This window comes from Kitasatospora sp. NPDC059722, from assembly GCF_042733235.1.
Classification (GTDB): Bacteria; Actinomycetota; Actinomycetes; order Streptomycetales; family Streptomycetaceae; genus Kitasatospora.
The window spans coordinates 1-2,672 of the sequence record NZ_JBHWGD010000255.1 but is presented as its reverse complement, the minus strand read 5'-3'; the positions used below and the strand labels follow the sequence as shown (position 1 = coordinate 2,672).

The 2,672-nt window shown below is 78.1% G+C and carries 1 protein-coding gene; it reads right to left on the bottom strand.

The genetic code is table 11. The features are described 5' to 3' along the window. On the bottom strand, positions 1-2,672 hold a 2,672-nt coding region (locus ACFV4F_RS43075; RefSeq protein WP_380511454.1), incomplete at both ends, for an acyltransferase domain-containing protein.

The following is a 2,672-nucleotide window of genomic DNA, read 5'->3' as shown; positions in this document are numbered from 1 at the left end:
GGCGCGGTGCGCGGCGGTGACGGGGTCGGCGTCGTCGGCCGCGGTGAGGCGGTGGACGACGGTGGCGGGTGCGGGCTCCCCGGCGTCCAGGGCGGCGGTGAGGCCGGCGAGGTCGGCGTAGGAGCGGGCGCCGAGGGCGGCGGCGAGCGCGTCGTCGCCGCCGAGGACGGCCGTGTCCTCAAGGCCGGTGGCGGACATGGCGCTGTTCGGTGTCGGAGCCCACTCGACCGCGTAGAGCGGGTCCGCCACCGGGGCGAGGTGCTCGGGCGCGATCGGGCGGACGGTGACGGCCCCGGCGGTGAGCACGGGGGCGCCGTCGGCGTCGGCGGCGGTGAGCGCGTGGCCACCGTCGGCGGCCGGGGTGAGCCGGACGCGGAGCAGGGCGGCACCGGTGGCGTGGACGGTGACGCCGCGCCAGTCGACGGGCTGGGCGGGGCCGGTGCCGCCCGGGAGAGCGGCGAGCAGGGCCTGGAGGAGACCAGGGTGGACGCGGAAGCCGGCCGTCTCGGCGCGGTGCTCCTCGGGCAGGGCGACCTCGGCGAACAGCTCGTCGCCGCGCCGCCAGCGTGCGGCGACGGTGCGGAAGCGCTCGCCGTACTCGGCGTCGTCCGGGGTGTCCACCGCCTCGGCACCGGCGGGCGGCCATGCGGTCAGGGACGCGCCGTCAGCGCTCTCGGCAGTCAGGGTGCCGCTCGCGTGGCAGGTCCACGGGAGGTCGTCCGGCGCGCCGGTCGGGCGGGCGTGGACGGTGAGGGCCCGTCGGCCGTCGGCGTCGGCGGGTCCCGCGGTGAGCTGGAGGTCGACGGTGCCGTGGTCGGGCAGGGTGAGCGGGGTGAGCTCGGTGAGGTCGGCGACGGTCGGGCAGCCCGCCTCGTCGCCGGCCCGCACGGCCCAGTCGAGCAGCGCGGTGCCCGGCACGACGGCGGTGCCGCGCACGCGGTGGTCGGCCGTCCAGGGGTGCGTCCCGGTGCCGATCCGGCCGGTGAGCAGGACGCTCCCCGAGCCGTCCGCGAGCCGGACGACCCCGTCCAGCCCGCTGGGTTCGAGGGGAGCGCCGGTGCGGGCGGTGTCCTGGGCGAGCCAGTAGCGGCGGCGCTGGAAGGCGTAGGTGGGCAGGTCGGCGGACCGGCCGCCGGCGAGGGCGGGCCGCCAGTCGATCCGCACGCCGTGCACGTGGGCTTCGGCGAGGGAGGCGAGCAGCCGGGCCTGGCCGCCGTCCTCGCGCCGGACGGTGCCGAGTACGACGGCCCGGACGCCCGCGTCGGCGGCGGTGTCCTCGACGGCCATGGCGAGCACGGGGTGCGGGCTGCATTCGAGGAAGGCGTCGTGGCCCTGGGCGAGCAGGGCGCGGACGGACTCCTCCAGGCGGACGGTCCGCCGCAGGTTGCGGTACCAGTACCCGGCGTCGAGCGGGGTGTCGCCGAGCCAGTCGGCGGTGACGGTGGAGAAGAACGGGATGCGGGCCTCGCGCGTGGTCAGTCCGGCGAGTTCGGCGAGGAGGGTCTCCTCGATCCGTTCGACCTGGGCGGAGTGGGAGGCGTAGTCGACGGGGATGCGCTTGGCCCGGACGCCGTCGCGGGCGCAGTCGGCCAGGAGGTCGTCGAGGGCCGCGTTCTCGCCGGAGACGACCACGCCGGCCGGGCCGTTGGCGGCGGCCACCGAGATCCGGCCGCCGTGGGGCTCGATCCGGGCGAGGACGTCGGCGTGCGCCAGCGGCACCGACACCATGCCGCCGTGGCCGGAGAGGCCGCGGGCGATGGCCTGGCTGCGCAGGGCGACGACCTTGGCGCCGTCCTCCAGGGAGAGCGCGCCGGCCACGCAGGCGGCGGCGATCTCGCCCTGGGAGTGGCCGAGGACGGCGGCGGGGGTGACGCCGTGGACCTGCCACCAGGCGGCGAGCCCGATCATGGTGGCCCACAGCGCGGGCTGGGCGACGTCGACGCGGTCGAGTGACGGCGCGTCGGCCCGGCCGCGCAGGACGGCTTCGAGGGACCAGTCCGTCCAGGGTGCGAGGGCCCGTTCGCAGGCGCCGATCCGCTCGGCGAACCCCGGGGAGGCGTCGAGCAGTTCGGCGCCCATGCCGACCCACTGGGAGCCCTGGCCGGGGAAGACGAGGACGGCCCGGCGGTCGCGGCCGGCGCCGTGCCGGCCGGTGACGACGCCCGGGGCGGGCGTGCCGTCGGCGAGCGCGGCGAGCCCGGCGCGCAGGTCCTCGATGCCGGTGCCGACGACGGCGGCGCGGTGCTCCAGGAGCGCGCGGCCGGTGGCGAGGGAGTACGCGAGGTCGAGCGGCGCGGCGCTGCTGGTGGCGAGGTGGTCGAGCAGCGCGCGGGCCTGGCCCCGCAGGGCCTCGGCGCTGCGGGCGGAGAGCAGCCAGGGCAGGGCGGGGCGCTCGGGCCCGGGGGTCAAGGAACCGGGCTGGGACTCCTGCTGGGGGGCCTGTTCGAGGATCACGTGGGCGTTGGTGCCGCTGAGTCCGAAGGAAGAGACGCCGGCGCGCCGGGGCCGTCCGGTGGCGGGCCAGTCGCGGGCCTCGGTGAGCAGGTCGACGGCGCCCTCCGTCCAGTCGACGTGCGTGGTGGGCCGGTCGATGTGGAGCGACACCGGCAGCTCGCCGTGCCGCAGGGCGAGGACGGTCCTCATCACGCCGGCGACGCCGGCGGCGGCCTGGG